This window comes from Flavobacterium acetivorans, from assembly GCF_020911885.1.
Taxonomy (GTDB): domain Bacteria; phylum Bacteroidota; class Bacteroidia; order Flavobacteriales; family Flavobacteriaceae; genus Flavobacterium; species Flavobacterium acetivorans.
This window is the reverse complement of record NZ_CP087132.1, coordinates 2,353,608-2,368,903: the sequence shown is the minus strand read 5'-3', so window position 1 is coordinate 2,368,903 and position 15,296 is coordinate 2,353,608. Positions and strand designations below refer to the sequence as shown.

The 15,296-nt window shown below is 32.5% G+C and carries 13 protein-coding genes and 1 pseudogene; 10 read left to right on the top strand and 4 right to left on the bottom strand.

What is annotated here, in order from left to right; genetic code table 11:
* Window positions 1–84: 84 nt before the first annotated feature.
* From LNP19_RS10355 to LNP19_RS10315, 9 genes and pseudogenes are all read left to right on the top strand, one after another.
* On the top strand, window positions 85–2,493 hold the full coding sequence (locus tag LNP19_RS10355; RefSeq protein WP_230061849.1) for a TonB-dependent receptor: 2,409 nt from the start codon (window positions 85–87) through the stop codon (window positions 2,491–2,493).
* Window positions 2,494–2,506: 13 nt separating this feature from the next.
* The gene (locus LNP19_RS10350; RefSeq protein ID WP_230061848.1) at window positions 2,507–3,865 is read left to right on the top strand and encodes a hypothetical protein; all 1,359 of its coding nucleotides are present in this window, start codon (window positions 2,507–2,509) and stop codon (window positions 3,863–3,865) included.
* A 92-nt stretch (window positions 3,866–3,957) separates the two neighbouring features.
* The gene (locus LNP19_RS10345) at window positions 3,958–5,421 is read left to right on the top strand and encodes an ankyrin repeat domain-containing protein (RefSeq protein ID WP_230061847.1); all 1,464 of its coding nucleotides are present in this window, start codon (window positions 3,958–3,960) and stop codon (window positions 5,419–5,421) included.
* A 6-nt stretch (window positions 5,422–5,427) separates the two neighbouring features.
* Window positions 5,428–5,910 (top strand): DUF2271 domain-containing protein, encoded by a 483-nt coding sequence (locus LNP19_RS10340; RefSeq protein ID WP_230061846.1) that lies wholly within the window; start codon window positions 5,428–5,430, stop codon window positions 5,908–5,910.
* Window positions 5,911–5,922: 12 nt separating this feature from the next.
* Window positions 5,923–8,121: a PepSY domain-containing protein gene (locus LNP19_RS10335; protein WP_230061845.1), complete on the top strand. Its 2,199-nt coding sequence runs from the start codon at window positions 5,923–5,925 to the stop codon at window positions 8,119–8,121.
* 10 nt (window positions 8,122–8,131) lie between these two features.
* The gene (locus tag LNP19_RS10330) at window positions 8,132–9,100 is read left to right on the top strand and encodes an FAD:protein FMN transferase (RefSeq protein ID WP_230061844.1); all 969 of its coding nucleotides are present in this window, start codon (window positions 8,132–8,134) and stop codon (window positions 9,098–9,100) included.
* A 271-nt stretch (window positions 9,101–9,371) separates the two neighbouring features.
* On the top strand, window positions 9,372–9,671 hold the full coding sequence (locus tag LNP19_RS10325; RefSeq protein ID WP_230061761.1) for a transposase: 300 nt from the start codon (window positions 9,372–9,374) through the stop codon (window positions 9,669–9,671).
* Window positions 9,581–10,546: pseudogene (locus LNP19_RS10320) on the top strand (IS3 family transposase); the annotation flags it as partial. The gene LNP19_RS10325 and the pseudogene LNP19_RS10320, both read left to right, overlap by 91 nt.
* 62 nt (window positions 10,547–10,608) lie before the next feature.
* Window positions 10,609–10,878: a hypothetical protein gene (locus tag LNP19_RS10315; protein WP_230061843.1), complete on the top strand. Its 270-nt coding sequence runs from the start codon at window positions 10,609–10,611 to the stop codon at window positions 10,876–10,878.
* 31 nt (window positions 10,879–10,909) lie between these two features.
* Here the strand turns inward: LNP19_RS10315 and LNP19_RS10310 are convergent, their stop codons facing one another.
* Entirely contained in the window at window positions 10,910–11,476 is a 567-nt protein-coding gene (locus LNP19_RS10310; RefSeq protein ID WP_230064227.1) for a DUF6642 family protein, read from the bottom strand.
* A gap of 188 nt (window positions 11,477–11,664) precedes the next feature.
* Here LNP19_RS10310 and LNP19_RS10305 point away from each other — a divergent pair, with 188 nt between their 5' ends.
* Window positions 11,665–12,234 carry a pentapeptide repeat-containing protein gene (locus tag LNP19_RS10305; RefSeq protein WP_230061842.1) on the top strand — a complete coding sequence of 190 codons (570 nt, stop codon included), beginning with the start codon at window positions 11,665–11,667 and terminating at the stop codon, window positions 12,232–12,234.
* Window positions 12,235–12,237: 3 nt separating this feature from the next.
* Here LNP19_RS10305 and LNP19_RS10300 read toward each other — a convergent pair whose 3' ends face one another.
* Genes LNP19_RS10300 through LNP19_RS10290 form a run of 3 tightly spaced genes read right to left on the bottom strand, consistent with a single transcriptional unit; the run spans window position 12,238 to window position 15,268 of the window.
* Window positions 12,238–12,921: an ABC transporter ATP-binding protein gene (locus LNP19_RS10300; protein WP_230061841.1), complete on the bottom strand. Its 684-nt coding sequence runs from the start codon at window positions 12,919–12,921 to the stop codon at window positions 12,238–12,240.
* Window positions 12,922–12,923: 2 nt separating this feature from the next.
* Window positions 12,924–14,180: an ABC transporter permease gene (locus LNP19_RS10295; protein ID WP_230061840.1), complete on the bottom strand. Its 1,257-nt coding sequence runs from the start codon at window positions 14,178–14,180 to the stop codon at window positions 12,924–12,926.
* Complete coding sequence (locus tag LNP19_RS10290) at window positions 14,180–15,268, bottom strand: efflux RND transporter periplasmic adaptor subunit (RefSeq protein ID WP_230061839.1); 1,089 nt, start codon at window positions 15,266–15,268, stop codon at window positions 14,180–14,182. The genes LNP19_RS10295 and LNP19_RS10290 overlap by 1 nt, the downstream gene beginning before the upstream one ends.
* Window positions 15,269–15,296 lie beyond the last annotated feature (28 nt).

The following is a 15,296-nucleotide window of genomic DNA, read 5'->3' as shown; positions in this document are numbered from 1 at the left end:
AATTGAATTATTAATATTTTAATTATTTTTATTTGTATTTAGTCTAAATAAGTATAGATTTGTAAAAATTTTAGAACAGAAAATATGTCACTCTCTCACTATTTCGTCTTTTTAATATGCTTCTACTTTGGCGCCTCTGCTATTGCACAAACTACTAAAATTAACGGTAGAATAAATTTCACAGATAATGAACCCGTACCTGGTGTTTTAGTTTTTCTTCAAGGAACCACTAAATCCGCCGTTTCAAATGAAAGCGGAAATTATGTAATCGAAAATATCCCTTATGGAAATTATATTCTTGAAACTAGTTCTATAGAAGCAAATAAAAAGACTGTAGCTATTAAGTTAAATGCTACTACTAAAAATATAAATATTACAATAGAGAGAGCTACAAGCGTTGAGCTAAGTGAAGTTGTGGTTAATGTTACAACTGAAAAAAAGAAAATTGAAACAAAAGGTTTTGCAGTAAATGTTATTGAGACTAAAACTGCTGCATCAAGAAATATGCAAACTAATGAATTGTTAAGCAGAACTGTTGGTGTAAGAATTCGTCAAAATGGTGGTTTAGGTTCAGATGTTAATTATAATATTAATGGTATATCAGGCAATTCTGTTAGAATTTTTATCGATGGTATTCCTATTTCAACTTATGGTTCTTCTTTTGATTTAAATAGTATTCCACCTTCAATCATCGAACGTATTGAAGTTTATAAAGGTGTTGTTCCTGGTCATTTATCTGATGATGCTTTAGGAGGTGCCATTAATGTTGTGTTGAAAAAAGGCGCTCGAAATAATTTTAATGCGTCGGCTTCTTATGGTTCGTTTAACACTTCTCAGGTAAATTTTAATGGTTTGTATCGTTTTGCAGCATCTGGTTTTACTCTTAAAACTTCTTTTTTTAACAATTATTCTGATAATGATTATGAAGTTTGGGGAAAAACAGTTTATAATATCTTACCAAATGGCCGATACGATTACATTAGAGCTAAGCGCTTGCAAGATGCATTTAAATCAACAGGAAGTGTTGTAGAAGTTGGATTTACAGATGTAAAATGGGCAGATAATTTCTTTATTGGTTACACCAGTTCAGATTCATATAAAGAAGTACAGCACGGAACGTTTATGTCTACTCCTTATAAAGGCAGATTTTTACGATCAGATGCCGGATTGATGAGCTTAACCTATAATAAGAAAGATCTCTTTGTAAAAGGTTTAGAGTTTAATTTTCACGGATTGTATGGTGAAAGAAATCGAACTATTAACGACACCGTTAAATGGAATTATGATTGGAATGGAAATCTGAGTTTGGATTTAAACGAACAACCAATTCCACGTCCTTCCGGAGCACAACAAGGAGCTCCAACTTTAGCCAATATTAAAAGAGAAGTTGGTACTATAAGAACTGGTATTTCTTATGAAATTAATGAAAATCATAAATTTTTATTAAACTATACACTTTCTGTAGTAAACAGAGAAGATGATGATGAAATGAAATCGGTTTTAGAACGAAAATTTCTTGGGACAAGAGACTTAAATAAAAACATAGGCGCTTTGACCTACGAATTGACTGCTCATGAAAGTAGATTAAAAGCTAGTGTTTTTAGCAAGTATTATCAACAAAGGGTTGAACGAATGAATCCGATAGTGCAGAATATTAATGGTGTTCAAACTAAGGTTGAAGATATCATTAGTAGCAATAAAAATGTTATGGGCTATGGTGGAGCGTTTTCTTATGCTGTTCTACCGATGGTAACGCTCTTAACATCTGCCGAAAAAGCAGTTAGATTACCTACTGAAAATGAAGTTTTTGGAGATTCAGGCGATAACATATCAGAAAATCCAAACATTAAACCAGAAACCAGTAAGAACTATAATCTTGGCTTTAGATTTGGAAAATTCAAAATCCAAAAACATGAAGTAGTGATTTCTACCAATGGTTTTATCAGAAGCATAACGGACAGAATTGGTACACCGGTGCAAACAGCAATTAATACAAATATTCAAACACTTCCTTTCGTAAATCAAGGTAATGTAAAATCAAAGGGCGTTGATTTCGAATTAAATTACACTTATAATAACAATCTGAATATTGCAATGGGAGTCTCAAAATTTGAACTTACAACCGTTACAGGAGGTCTAAAATATGACTTGCCAAATGAGCCTTTTTTAAACGCTAACGTAAGTGCTCAATATTCCTTTAATGATGTATTAGCTAAAAAATCACAATTGAACTTATTTTATAATTTCATGTTTGTAGACACTTTCAATTACAATCGAAAATTATATAGCAATACAGCCGGAACTGATTTTTTTAATGTCCCAGAACAATTTATACAAGACGCTGGCGTAAGTTATGTTTTTCCAAAGAAAAATTTCATAGCGAGTTTTGATGCAAAAAACATGTTTAATAAACAGAGTTACGATAATATGGGCGTACAAAAACCTGGAAGAGCATTTTACTTAAAACTTAATTACATAATCAATAATTTTTAAATATATAAATATAATGAAAAACAGATTTTTAAATTTATGGGCTTTTACGGCACTTATTGGAGTTATCGCTCTAACAACAAGTTGCAGTGATGATGACAATACTAGCGGCGGAACTACAGAACCACCCATTACAGAAGGCAGATACATCACTGTAGCCGGAGCAGTTATGGGAACTACAGATCCTACGCCAGGAGATGGAAATGGTGGAACAATTGTATATGCTATAAGTAAAGAAAATGCGAAAGATCCTTCTAAGACTTATGACGTTTTTGAAAACGGATTTGCAGTTCCATCAAACAGAACAGCGCGCTTGCAATCTTCACAAGATGGTTCTACGCTTTTCAATATCGCTTATACAGGAACAAATGGTGGTGAATTTTCAAAATACAAAGTAAATGGTGGACAAAATTTTACGCCTACAGGTGGAGTTGTAAATATTTCACAATATGCAGGAACAAGTCCAAGATGGGTGAAATTATATGATGGTGATAAAACTGGAGTTGCTGTAAATGTCACGTCTCCAACTGTTGTTACTAATGCAGATGGAAGCTATAAGCACACTAGAGGAACTGCTACAGTTTTATCTTTAGATTTAGTAAATTCATTAATTGCTCAAACTAAATCTTATGAAATCGCTTTGAGCGCAGTGGAAGAAGCACAAGGACATCATATTTTTAGATTAGATGCGCCAGTTTTAAATAAAGCAGCTAACAAATTAATTATTGGTACTTGGATGCGTAAAACAAACCCAGCAACGGGAACCAATGAAAGTACTTATACTCATTTAGGAGCTAAATCAGTTGTTATTGATTATCCATCATTAGAAAATCCGGTAGTAATTACTTCTACTGTAGGATTTGGTGATACTAGTGGTTACCGTAGTTTTAATAGTTTTGTTGGTGATGATGGAAATATTTATCAAGCTACCCAAAGAGATGCTTCTGGTTCGCACATCTTAAGAATTAATTCAAGTAATCAATACGATAATTCTTATGTGTTCAATTTAGATACAGCTTTAGGATTATCAGGTACTTATATTGAAAACTGGAAATATGTTGGAAATGGAAAAGCTGTGGTAGCTTATACCCATAGTGGTTCAGCAGTTTCTGCTCTTTCTGGACAATCTCAAAGTTTTTTAGCACTTGTAGATCTTACAGCTAAAACAGCTAAAACATTAGATTTACCTTACAGCACAGATATGTATTTCTTCCAATATCAAGGTTATGTTGTTGATGGTTTTGATGTTTATGTAACTGCCGCACCGGTTGGACAAGATGGTCGTATTTATATCATTAACAGTGCGACTGGAGTCGTAACTATTGGAGCTAAATTAATAAATAAACCTGGAAACCATTTTATTGGAGCCTTCTAGTGTATAACTTAAAAATCCGTGTTGTATTTTTGCAGCACGGAATTTTTAAATTGTAATTAAAAGTTTCATTTATTTTAAAAAACAAAACAGCAATGAAAAAAATATTGTTTAGTACACTACTGCTAATTGCAAGTGTTTCAAATGGACAGAATACACTTTTAAATGGAGATTTTTGGAAAAAAAATCCAGATTTAACTACTATTAAAGAAACGATAGCAAAAGGGAATAGTCCCTCTGAAGCAAATGGCGGTAATTTTGATGCCGTTACTATGGCCATCAATAACGATGCGTCATTAGAAAGTATCCTATTTCTTATTCAACAAGATGGAAATAGTGTGAAAAAATTAACGCATGATGGTCGTACTTATTTGCATTGGGCGGCTAGTAAAGGAAATGTTGATTTAGTGAAATTTTTACTAGAAAAAGGAGCAGATATTAATCTTTCTGATGATAAAGGAGCTATTCCAATTGCTTTTGCTGCGGCTAACGGACAAGCTAATGCAAAAATATATGAATTGTTCTTTAAAGCTGGAAACAATCCAAAACAAAAATTTAAAAACGGAGCCAATATATTACTCTTATCTATTCCAAACGACAAAGAACTAAAATTAGCCGATTATCTTGCTACAAAAGGTTTGTCGCTAAAGGATACGGATGATTTAGGGAATACGGCATTTAATTATGCTGCCAGAAGTGGTGATGTAAAACTGTTGCAAACTATCCTAAAAAAAGGAATTAAATACGATGGAAGAGCTTTAATTATTGCTTCTCAAGGAACCAGATCTTCATCTGCAACTTTAGAAGCTTATAAATATTTGGTTGAAGATATAAAGATCAATCCAAATTCGTTAGGTGATGAAGGTGAAAATGTTTTACACAATCTAGTTAAAAAACCAAAACAAGATGATATTATTGCTTATTTCTTAGCTAAAGGTGTTGATGTAAACCACCAAGATAAGGCTGGAAATTCTGTTTTAATGAACGCAACTCGTGGAAATATTGAATTGGTAAAAACATTCATTTCGAAAGTAAAAGATGTGAATGCTATAAATTCAAAAGGTCTTTCAGCATTGAGCTTTGCAGTTGAAAATGGTTCTTCAGATATGGTGGGATTTCTACTAGCAAACGGAGCAAAAACTAACGTAATTGATGCAAAAGGAAATAATTTAGCTTATTATTTGATTCAATCGGTACGAAAAGACGGAAAAGATGGATTTGACGATAAATTAAGTTTGTTGAAAAATTCTGGTTTTGACATCACAATTCCACAAAAGGATGGCAATACATTATACCATTTGGCAGTTGCAAAAAATGAGTTAAATCTATTTAAAAAAATAAGTGCATTGGATATAGACATCAATGCTAAAAATCAGGAAGGAATGACAGCTTTACACAAAGCGGCATTAACAGCAAAAGAGGACTCAATCTTAAAATTTTTAGTTGCCTCAGGTGCTAAAAAAGACATCCTAACAGAATTTGATGAAACTGCTTATGATTTAGCAAAAGAAAATGAGTCACTAACAAAAGCTAATATATCAGTAGATTTTTTAAAATAATACGCTATGAATAAAATAATAAAACTTGTATTGGTAGGCCTGTTTGGTCTACTATTTATGCCCCAAGCAAATGCCCAACTAGCCAAGTATAAATGCATGTTGCAACTGACAAATTATGAAGGTTTGGAAGCTTACGTTGTTGTTTCTTTAATTGATTCTAAAGGAAATTATGAAAAGACATTATACGTAATGGGACCAGATAAACAATGGTATAATGGTTTCAAAGAATGGAACAAAACCTTGGCCAAGAAGAAAGAAAATCTGAATGGTATTACCGGTGCCTCTATAGCGGCAGGTGACAGAAGTATTACAACTTTTTCTATTGATGAATCTAAATTAAACAAAGGTTACAAACTTCGATTTGAATCGGCTGTCGAAGACAATAAATATTATGTTGGAGATGTAGAAATTGCATTAACAACAGCTGATATTACGAAGAAAAAAGAAGGAAAAGGGTTTATCCGTTATGTAAAGCTTAACAAACTTTAAAAATAATCTAATATGACATTGTCTATTTGGCGGTATGCCCATTTGGTTTTAGCTCTTTTGGCTTCATTTGTACTTATTATTGCTTCTTTAACAGGAATTGTTCTCGCTATTGATGTGGCTAATGAGAAAACAAATCCGTATCAAATAGACAATTTCAATGAACTGACACTTCATCAAGTCTTACCAGAATTACGTAAAGTGTATCCTGAAATCTCTAATATTTCAGTAGATTACAACCAATCTGTAACTTTAGAAGGTTTTGATGAAGAAGGTAATGAAATTAAAGCTTATATAGATCCAACTACTGGAAAACAATTGGGAATTCCAAAGCAAAAAAATGAGTTTATCCAATGGAATTTGGCTTTACATCGTTCGCTATTTCTTCATGAAACTGGAAGATTTATTGTAGGATTGGCTTCGTTTTTATTTTTTTTAATTGCTATTTCAGGTACGATTCTTTTGATTAAACGTCAAAATGGAATCAAGAAATTCTTTTCAAAGGTAAATAACGATTCGCTTGCCCAATATTTTCATGTGGTAACCGGAAGAATCATGTTACTACCTGTTTTGATTATTGCTTTAACAGGAACGTATTTATTTTTACTTCGATTCGAAATTATTCCTGTCCAAAAAGCAAATGCGATTAATTATACCGAAGATGCAAAACTAAAAAAAGTTCCATTGACTGATTTTTCTGTATTTAAACAAACGAAATTGTCTGATGTTATAAAGATTGAATTTCCGTTTATGGAAGATGAACCGGAAGAATTTTACATTTTGAAGTTGAAAGATAGTGAAATAACAGTAAATCAACTAACGGGTCAAATCGTAAAAGAAGTTAAATATCCTTTCACACAAGTATTAGAAAAGTTGAGCTTTGACTTGCATACAGGACAAATAAATTGGATTTGGGCTATAATTTTGGCTTTCGCTTCTATCAATATTTTACTTTTTATCTATTCTGGATTTGCAATTACTTTAAAACGAACTAAAACAAGAATTAAAAATAAATATAAGGCAAATGAATGCGAATTTATACTTTTAGTAGGTTCAGAAAATGGTTCTACCTTAGGATTTGCGAATCAGATTCATAAGCAGTTGCAGGCAAATGGAAAGAAATCGTACCTAACAGATATGAATAATTATACCGATTTTTCAAGTGCGAAGCAACTACTTATTTTTACTTCTACTTATGGTTTAGGTGAAGCACCAATTAATGCCAAAAAGTTCGAAAAACTAGTTTGTGAATTTCCACAAAAACAAAATATTCAGTATTCGGTTGTAGGATTTGGATCTAAATCTTATCCCGATTTCTGTGCCTATGCCAAAGAAGTTGATGTGTTATTGTCCCAACAAAGTTGGGCAGAGAAATCAGTAAAACTTCATACTGTAAACGACAAATCTGCAGAAGAATTTACACAATGGCTTTCGGTTTGGGCCAATTTGAATAGCTTAGCCATTGCAACAGCACCTTCTTTATACAATCAAAAAGCACCAAAATTAAAAGTTTTAAAAGTTGTCGATCGTGCAGAAATAAATTCGGATGAGGTAATTACTTTCAAGCTAAATTTGAAACCTAATGCTTTGACAAAATTTAAATCAGGTGATTTATTAGCTATTTATCCAAAAAATGATGCTGTCGAGCGCTTTTATTCCATTGGTAAAGTTGATAATTCGGTACAATTAATTGTCCGATTGCATCCAAATGGATTAGGATCTGAATTTTTATACAAGTTGCAAAAAGGCACTTCAATTAAAGCGCGAATTATCAAGAATTCACACTTTCATTTTCCGAAGAAAGCTTCTAAAGTGGCTTTGATTTCAAACGGAACAGGAATTGCCCCTTTTTTAGGAATGTTAGCCGAAAATAAAAACAAGGTGGAAACTCATTTGTATTGTGGCTTTCGAAATAATGATGAACTCACTAAAAAATATTCAAAAATTGCACATAAGCATATTTCCAAACAAAAACTTTCCACTTTTAATTTAGCTTTATCACGACAAGAAGCATCACAATATGTGATGGATTTGATAAAAAAAGACCAAAACTTCTTCCTAGAATTATTAAGAAATAATGGTGTTATAATGATCTGTGGCTCTCTTAAAATGCAAAAAGATGTTGAAAACGTTTTGGCTACTATTTGTTCAAATAACAATACAGACTTCGAAATTTACAAAGAAAATAATCAGATTTTAACGGATTGTTACTAATTGCCAACTTATGAAATTCAAATCAATCCTTTTAAAAATAGTTTTACTTTTAATTAGCACATTTTCATTCAGTCAAGTGGAACAAACGAAAACTGTAAATTTGATGGGAAGTGTTTTCCAAATTACTTTGGTTGATTCGGATAGTATTTCTACACATCAAAACATCAATAAAGCTATCCTAGAAATTGAACGCATTGAAAATTTAATTTCTGAATGGCGACCACAAACTCAAATTTCGAAAGTAAATCAAAATGCGGGCATAAAACCGGTTCAGGTGGACAAAGAAGTTTTTGAACTTACAAAAAAGGCGATTTGGTTTTCTGAAATTTCAAATGGTGCTTTTGACATTAGTATTATTGCGATGGACAAAATTTGGAAATTTGACGGAACTATGGAAAAGTTACCATCAAAAAAAGCAATTAGGAACTCTATTATAAATGTAAATTATAAAAATATCGTTTTAGACAGCATTAACTCCACAATTTTTCTTTCAAAAAAAGGAATGAAAATAGGTTTTGGTTCCATCGGGAAAGGCTATGCTGCAGATAAAGCACGTAAACTATTGCAAGAATCAGGTATCAAAGCCGGTATTATAAATGCTGCTGGTGATATCGCTGCTTGGGGGACACAGATTAATGGCAATCCTTGGCGAATAGGTGTAAACAATCCTTTAGAAACGGGTGAAACTATTGAAATTTTAGAATTTTCAGGAAATAATGCGGTTACTACTTCGGGAAATTATGAAAAGTATGTCGAGATTAATAACAAAAGATATTCCCATATAATTAATCCAAAAACTGGCTATCCTTCAACAGAATTAATAAGTGTTACTATAATTGGACCAAATGCAGAAATGTGTAATGGTTTTAGTACCTCAATCATGGTTTTAGGTTTGAAAAAAGGAATAAAATTAATTAATAGATTTCCTGATTATCAATACATAATCATAACTAACAAAGAGAACATTATTAAAAAATAGTCCGTTAAGAAAGAATAAAAAAGTTTATTATTAAACAATTGAGATTAAATCTATTTGAGACATTACAATGAACGCAAAAATATTGCAACAATCTACTTATTCCTACAAGTTAAGGGGGACAAATGGGGGACATTTCAAACATCAAGCCATACATAATCAATATTTTATAAAAAACACCCCTTTTACAGCCCGCTAATTTTTATTATATTCGTATTTGGACATGCTAACTTAGCCGACACAATAAGTTAAGAATAAATCTTAATTTTAACTTATGAAAAAAGTCCGTAAAATTTATGATGCAAGTTTTAAAGAACAGGCAGTTCAACTGAGCTATGACAGAACCAATGTTTCAGAGCTTGCAAGAGAATTAGGTATAACACCCCCACAATTATATAAATGGCGCAAAGAATTTGAGACCTTTGGAGAAGGAAGTTTTCCTGGAAAAGGAAATTTAAAACAAACTCCAGAGCAAGCAAAAATTCACGAATTAGAGAAAAAGCTCAAAGATGCAGAGTTGGAACGCGATATATTAAAAAAAGCAATCGGCATTTTTTCCAAGAGCGGTCGATGAAATACTGTTTCATTAAAAAGAATGAAAAAATATTTCCGATTGAAAAAATGTGTCGTGTTTTAGAAATCAGTACAGGAAGTTTTTATCGCTGGAGAAGAGCAAATATAACAATTGCTCAAAAAAGGATAATTGCTTTAAAAGAACAGATAGAGAAAATTTATTTTGAGTCCAAACAACGCTATGGAAGTCCCAGAATAGCAATAGAACTCCAGTGTTTAGGATATCAAATATCCAGAATAACGGTAGCTAAGTATATGAAAGTTCTTGGCTTAAAAAGCAAGCTCAGCAGGAAGTTTAAAGTAACAACAAACTCTAATCACAATTATCTAACGGTTGATAACATATTAAACAGAGAGTTCGTTGTCAATAAACCTTCAAAAGCTTGGGTTTCGGATATCACTTACATTCAAACCAAAGAAGGTTTTCTTTATTTGACAACCATTATGGATTTGTACGACCGAAAAATTATTGGCTGGAGCTTAAGTAACGGAATGAGCACTGAACAAACAAGTCTTGGTGCTTGGAAAATGGCAGTCAAAAACAGAAATATTGAGCAAGGTTTAATTTTTCACTCCGATAGAGGTGTTCAATATGCCAGCAAAAAGTTTGTAAATGTTCTTGATTCCTATAAAAAAATAACCCGTAGTATGAGCCGTAAAGGGAATTGTTGGGATAATGCAGTAGCCGAAAGCTTCTTTAAATCTATGAAAACCGAATTGATTTATGGAAATAAACTCATCTCTAAAGAACAAATGAAAATGGAAATTTTTGAATACATCGAGATTTGGTACAATCGAAAAAGAAGACATTCGGCTTTAAATTATAAAACAATAGAAGAATTTAATAATCAAATTAATTTCAAAAATGTAGCTTAACTTATTGTGCAGTTTTTGTTTGCATATCCAGTAAACTAAATGCTCTGTTAGAATCGCATTTGATGACCGAAAGCAATTGGAACTTATTTAAACGCGAATTTCAAAAAGAACATCCGGAATTCTATAATATGTTACTGACTGAATTTCCGGAACTCACCGACTCCAATATTCGAATATTAATGCTACAAAAACTTAATTTTAGCAACAATGAAACTGCTGAGCTCCTAGGTGTCACAACCGATGCAATAAAAAAATCTAAACAACGTCTCAAGAAAAAACTGGGCACAAAATCAAATTTACTGTTTGATCATATCTCGATTAAATCAGCCTAAATCCCCTCAATTTTTTAAGGCCATCTGCTCTTTAATAGTAAAGTGTAAATCCCATTGTATTACATATCGCAGCATGATGCACATATAATTCCTCTACTATTTCAACCACATCATCATATTGCTGGCAAAAACCAAAAAATTCATTATCGATAAAACTACTCAGAACAGGCTGTTTTTTATTATAACCCGAAACAGCTTTTGCCCCCGTTACATCCAAGAAATACTGCGCTTCTTCTTCATCTAAATCCAAAAGTTTAGTATTGGCAAAATGCAAAATCTTTCCGCTTAATTTCCCTTCGAAAAACTCCGCTATTTCTCCAAGACTATAATAATAATCATCCAAAACGATTGAATTTCCCTCTCCTTCAAACACCAGATATAAAATTTCATAATCCTTAAAATGGCGGTCGGCATAAAGTAAAGCGCTCAAACTTTCTTCCAAACTTTCAATGCTGTCACAGGTTTTATAGATATTGGTAATTCCCTGATACAGAGCCAAATTTTCCAATGAATAAAAAATAGCACTCGAAGCGGTTGCGTTTATATCTTTTACCCCTTCTAGGCAAAAAAGTTTAAAATTATCTGTATTGTCGTACATCAGTAATTGATTGTTGTATTTAGAATAGAATTTTATATTTTGAAAATCAATATTACAAAAATTGCCTGATTTTAAATCCAAATTTCCCCTTTTATGTAACACAAGGAACTTAAGATATACAAATAAGAAATTAATCGAATTTTATTTCTAGTTTAGCCAACATTTAAACAACTTCATATCTCGAAAAAATGCCAGATTACCACCTTGACTTGCAATACAATGACATCATTTATGATGTTGAAGACATGAATTTCAAGGAATTTGAATGCTGTATTTTTAACAATTGTGATTTCTCCCGATGCAATTTTATAGCGGTCACCTTTATAGATTGCAGTTTCAACAATTGTAATTTCAATAATTCAAAAATAAATCATGTTGCTTTAAGATCCGTACTTTTTAATCATTGCAAAATAAAAGACGTCAATTTTGCCATGTGCGATAAACTCATTTTTGAAATTCATTTTAGCAATTGTATTTTGGATTTCTCTAAATTCTACGCTTTAAAAATGAAAGGAACTACTTTTACCAATTGTAGTCTTATTGCTGTTGATTTTATGAGTACAGATTTGACTGAAGTTCTTTTTGATACTTGCGATTTATATCGGGCTGAATTTGATAAAGCTATTGCAAACAAAGCCGATTTTAGAACTAGCCGCAATTATACAATTGATCCGATGAGAACAAAACTAAAAAAAGCGCAATTTTCATTAGAAGCCGTTAAAGGTTTGTTGACAAAATATGAAATTGTGGTTCAATAAGAATCAGGAGATAATTCGGCCATCTTCCATCGTGATTATTCTATCGGTTCTTTGGGCAAAATCACTATCATGAGTAACAACTAATATGGTTTGATTAAATTCTCGCGCTAGTTTTTTGAAAATATCAAAAACCAAATCTCCATTTTTCTTATCTAAATTTCCGGTAGGTTCGTCCCCCATAATAATTAAAGGATCATTGATTAATGCCCTAGCTATAGCTACACGTTGTTTTTCACCTCCACTCAGTTGATTTGGCATTTTCAAGGCATGAGTCTCCATCCCAAGTGTCTTTAGATGGTTCATAGCGCGCTGTTCCAATTCCTTTTCGGAATATTTTCCAAATTTCAAGCCCGGAAGCATCACATTTTTTAAAACATTATATTCCACTAATAAGTAATGAAATTGAAAAACAAATCCAATTTTTTCATTTCTGATTTTCGCTAATTTTGCATCCTCCTGCCCTGTTACAAGTTCATTATGAATGAATAATTGTCCTTCATAATCCGTATCCATAGTAGATAATAAATACAATAAGGTAGATTTCCCTGAGCCCGATTTCCCCTCGATAGCAACAAACTCACCATGATTAATACTCAAATCAACTTCTTTAATGACCTGAAATTTTACCGGGTCATAAAAATATTTGGTTAAACCAATGGTTTGTATCACTCTTTTATTGTCTTCCATAACTATTTCCCTCTAATGATTTCTACAGGATCTACTTTACTTGCTTTTAGAGCAGGAAAAAGTCCTGCTATAATTGTAGTACAAAAAGCAAAAACAATTCCTATGATATAATAAATAATATTGTAGACAATTGGATAGGTTTTTACAGTTGGTAAAGATGTAGTTTCAAAAGGAATTACATCGATTATATTAGAAAAAATAAATCCAAACAACAGTCCTAAAATTCCACCTGTAAGTCCAATAATTATTGAGAGAGAGATGAAAATCCATTTTACGTCACTACCTGAAAAACCGGTGGCTTTAAGAATCGCAATACTGTCCATTTTTTCATAAATCATCATATTCAATATATTGTAAATCCCAAAACCAGCCACGATAAGCAACACAATTCCCACCGAATAAGAAATAATACTTCGCACAGTACTCCCGGTTTCAAATTGCGCATTGGCAGTTTGATAATCTATCGTATCAATATTGAATTCCTTTCGAAACTCTTTTGCAAGTTCTACTGCAGTTTCTTTGTCATACAAATTAACCTGAATATCGGTGATATAGCTCTTGGGTTGTCCTAATATTTTTTGGGCTGTAGCCAAAGAAGTATAGCTCATCACATTGTCAATTTCGGCAATTCCAATTTCAGAAATCCCCACAATTTTCAAAGAAGTCAAATCTCCACGAGAAGTAGTAATTTTTATTATATCTCCTTTTGAAAGCAACATTTTGTTAGCTAATCCTATTCCAATAATAATGCTGTTATTTTGAGCTAAATCAGCAATATTCCCTTGAGTTATATAATCACTTATCTTAAAAAGTTTATCCTCGGCAAACATGTCAATTCCGTTTACAAAACCCGAAATCTCAATGGTTCCCGAATTAAACAAAACCGAAGCAGTCACTTTGGGCGCGACATCTATAATGCGTTTGTCCTGTTTTAAAACTTTAATAATCGATTGACTATTGTAAACTGATTTGCCTCTGTCTTTTGGTTTTATAGAATGAATAAATTTTGTGTGGCTTTTATACTCTTCTGACAAGGACAAGGGCTGGTTCTCTGATGGTTTTACCTCATTGTACAACAGAATGTGCGGTGTTCTGTTGAGCATTAATCCATCTAACATTTCATTTAAGCCACCCATAAAACTAATCAAAGTAATAAACATAGCAATCCCAAAGGTAACCCCCACAGCGGCAACTATAGTTTGTTTTAGTCGGGCTTTAAGTAAATGAAAAGCAATATTTAAAATCAATTTAAAATTCATTATTCGGGCTTGTAAATCATTTCATCTGTTTTCAATCCTTCTAAAATCTCTACTTTTTGATAATCACTCAAACCGGTCTTTACTTTTCGTTTTTCATTATTCTTAACTAAAACGTATTCATTGTCTAGCAAATAGGCTTTGGGAATGGTAAGGGTATTTTCTTTTGTTTGCATGATGATATTAGCCTCAGCCGTAAGATTGGGATAAAGTTTTTTGGGCGGATTCACAAAGTGGGCTTCAATTTTAAAGGTACGGGAACGCTCATTCATAATAGGGTAAATTTTATCGACTACAGCCTCAAAAACCTTTCCTTTATAGCTGTCCATAGTCACAAGTGCTTTTTGTCCTATTTCGACCCGAACCATGTCATTCTCATCAACTTCTAATTCCAGCAAAAAGGAATTGGCTTTCCCTATGATGGCCAAAGGAGTCTGGGTTGTCACCAATGCTCCTTCTTTGACTAAAACATCAAATAACTCACCCGAAAAAGCACTTTTGATATTGAAATCACTTTGTGACTTCTCATTGATTTTAAGGTTTATGTTGTTCCGTTTTTGGTCGTTATCTAATTGGGCTTTGAGCTGCGATAATTGTTTTTGCGAAGCCTCATAATTGAGTTTAGAACTTTTGTAGGTAAGCTCCACTCTTTCAAAATCAACTTGAGAAATCCCGCCTTGATTTTTGATGTTTTTATTCCTGATGTAAAGGGATTCGTCGAGAGTGAGTTTGTCCTTGGCCGACTGTACTTTTAGTTCCATTTCGGCAATTTTATCTTGAATATACCGATTGCTTTGCAAACTTAATTGATAAGCTAATCGGGAGTTTTCGGTATTTAAAGCCGCTTTTTCGCTTTCAATGTCAAATAATAATTGTCCTTGATGAACAGACTGTCCTGCAACTACTTTTATCTTTTGTAAAATTCCGTTAACCGTAGAAAAAACAGTATATTGATCATTGGCTTTGATAATACCCGATGCATAAACACTTTCGGTAACACTGCCTTTATCGGGCTTTATTCCTTCTCTATCTTTTGAACAAGAAAGGAGCAAAAACAGCGCAATAAGGGGAAAACAATTTACATATTTCATTTTGACATCTTAAAAAAACAGTTTCAAT

Excerpts from the sequence above, each read along its gene's own strand:
- LNP19_RS10355 (WP_230061849.1), top strand. The coding sequence starts at position 85 with ATGTCACTCTCTCACTATTTCGTCTTTTTAATATGCTTCTACTTTGGC.
- LNP19_RS10350 (WP_230061848.1), top strand. The coding sequence starts at position 2,507 with ATGAAAAACAGATTTTTAAATTTATGGGCTTTTACGGCACTTATTGGA.
- LNP19_RS10345 (WP_230061847.1), top strand. The coding sequence starts at position 3,958 with ATGAAAAAAATATTGTTTAGTACACTACTGCTAATTGCAAGTGTTTCA.
- LNP19_RS10340 (WP_230061846.1), top strand. The coding sequence starts at position 5,428 with ATGAATAAAATAATAAAACTTGTATTGGTAGGCCTGTTTGGTCTACTA.
- LNP19_RS10335 (WP_230061845.1), top strand. The coding sequence starts at position 5,923 with ATGACATTGTCTATTTGGCGGTATGCCCATTTGGTTTTAGCTCTTTTG.
- LNP19_RS10330 (WP_230061844.1), top strand. The coding sequence starts at position 8,132 with ATGAAATTCAAATCAATCCTTTTAAAAATAGTTTTACTTTTAATTAGC.
- LNP19_RS10325 (WP_230061761.1), top strand. The coding sequence starts at position 9,372 with ATGAAAAAAGTCCGTAAAATTTATGATGCAAGTTTTAAAGAACAGGCA.
- LNP19_RS10315 (WP_230061843.1), top strand. The coding sequence starts at position 10,609 with ATGACCGAAAGCAATTGGAACTTATTTAAACGCGAATTTCAAAAAGAA.
- LNP19_RS10310 (WP_230064227.1), bottom strand. The coding sequence starts at position 11,476 with ATGTACGACAATACAGATAATTTTAAACTTTTTTGCCTAGAAGGGGTA.
- LNP19_RS10305 (WP_230061842.1), top strand. The coding sequence starts at position 11,665 with ATGCCAGATTACCACCTTGACTTGCAATACAATGACATCATTTATGAT.
- LNP19_RS10300 (WP_230061841.1), bottom strand. The coding sequence starts at position 12,921 with ATGGAAGACAATAAAAGAGTGATACAAACCATTGGTTTAACCAAATAT.
- LNP19_RS10295 (WP_230061840.1), bottom strand. The coding sequence starts at position 14,180 with ATGAATTTTAAATTGATTTTAAATATTGCTTTTCATTTACTTAAAGCC.
- LNP19_RS10290 (WP_230061839.1), bottom strand. The coding sequence starts at position 15,268 with ATGAAATATGTAAATTGTTTTCCCCTTATTGCGCTGTTTTTGCTCCTT.